This is a genomic window from Acidovorax sp. CF316 (assembly GCF_000276605.1).
Taxonomy (GTDB): Bacteria; Pseudomonadota; Gammaproteobacteria; order Burkholderiales; family Burkholderiaceae_C; genus Acidovorax.
In genome coordinates this window covers 1-1,708 of sequence record NZ_AKJX01000251.1, presented here as the reverse complement: position 1 = coordinate 1,708, position 1,708 = coordinate 1, and the positions used below count along the sequence as shown (strand labels likewise).

At 67.3% G+C, this 1,708-nt stretch carries 2 protein-coding genes; both read right to left on the bottom strand.

Features of this window, described 5'->3' with window-relative positions; genetic code table 11:
* The coding region (locus PMI14_RS28700; RefSeq protein WP_007860220.1) for a methyl-accepting chemotaxis protein at window positions 1-1,153 on the bottom strand (1,153 nt) is incomplete at its 3' end.
* A gap of 232 nt (window positions 1,154-1,385) precedes the next feature.
* A partial coding sequence (locus tag PMI14_RS28695) for a DNA gyrase C-terminal beta-propeller domain-containing protein (protein WP_007860218.1) occupies window positions 1,386-1,708 on the bottom strand: 323 nt, incomplete at its 5' end.

Here is a 1,708-nt window from a genome sequence, read left to right as displayed (position 1 = left end):
CGGCACGCGCGGCCTCCACCGCTGCATTGAGCGCCAGGATGTTGGTCTGGAAGGCGATGCCGTCGATGGTGCCGATGATGTCCGAGATCTTCTTGCTGCTGTGGTTGATGTCCTCCATGGTGGAGACCACCTGGGTGACCACCGCGCCACCGCGCTCGGCCACGCCCGTGGCGCTGGCGGCCAGGGTGCTGGCCTGGCGCGCACTGGTCGCGCTCTGGGCGATGGTGCTGGTGAACTGCTCCATGGCGGCCGCCGTCTCCTGCAGGTTGCTCGACGTCTGCTCGGTGCGCGCCGACAGGTCATGGTTGCCGGTGGCGATCTCGGCGCTGGCGATAGCGATGCTGTCGGTGCTCTGGCGCACCTGGTGCACCATGCGCCCGAGCGAGTCGCTCATTGCATACTGCGAACGCAGCAGGTCGCCGAACTCGTCGCCGCGTGTCACCGCGCCCTGCTCGCTCAAATCGCCGGCCGCGATCTTGGCCGCCAGGTCATTGGCCTGGGCCAGCGGGCGCTGGATGCTGCCGATCAGGTAGTACGCGCCGGCAATGATGGCGGCCAGCAGCGCCGCCACGGCCACGGCCGCAATCTTCACGGTGAGCATGCGCGACTCGGACATCTCGGCCAGGCGGGTCTGCGCGGTCTTCTGCTGCAGGTCGACAAAATCGCGCAGCGCCGTGAGGTAGGCCGCGACGGCCGGGTTGTAGGTTTGCTTGACCAGGGTGACCGCTTCCTCGGCCTTGCCATCGGTCTTGAGCTGGCGCGCCTTGCCGCGCAGGTCGATCATGGTCTTGCGCGCATCGGCGATCTTGGCCATCTGCGCCTTGTCCGCATCGGACAGGGCCATGGCCTCCAGCGACTTCTGCACCTCGGTGATCTGCGCCGAGGTGGCGGCAATCACGTCCTTGAACTCGGCTTCCACCGCCGCATCGCTGCTCACGATGAGCGCCTGGGTGCGGGCGGCATTGGTCTCGGTCAGCCCCGCCCAGCGGATGGCGGTGTTCACGCGGGTCTGCATCTCGCGGGCGACCACGTCCGCCTCGGCCTGCACCTTGGCGGAGCGGTAGGCCGAAAAGCCCACCACGCCGGCCAGCATGACGACGATGAAAATGACGGCGAGCCACAGTTTCTGGGCAATCCGGATGCGTTGGAACATCATGGTCTCCTGTCGTTGTCGATGGTTTCAAGGTCTGCCGGCCACCGCCGGGTGGGCTTGCTGCATCGTCGCACAAACGGCACCAGCCCACGTCCCGCGCCACGGCAGACACTTTTTTACATATAGTGCGCCCGTTCCCGCCGTTCGTCCAATCCGTAGCAACCCGTGGACTGTTGCGGCGCACCAAAAGAAAAGCCACCCGGGCGGGTGGCTTGCTGGCGACAGCTTGCGGCTACTCGATGCGTGTCACGGCAGAGGGCTTGAAACCCAGGTCGGCCGCTTTGCCCTTGCGTCCCCGGGCGGCGCGGGCATTGTTGAGGGAGCGGATCTCGAGGGTTTCCTCACGCTCCTTGCCACCGCGGCCCATGCCGTCGATGCGGATGCTGCGCGTGTAGGCCGCGGCACCGGCCAGCGCGTCCTTGGGCTCCAGGTCGATCAGCATCAGGCCGCGGCCGCCATTGGCCATGGTCTTGAGCTCGGTGATCTCGAAGGTCAGGATGCGCCCACCCGCCGAGGCACAGGCCACGTGCGTGGCCGGCGCCAGCGGCTGGGCGC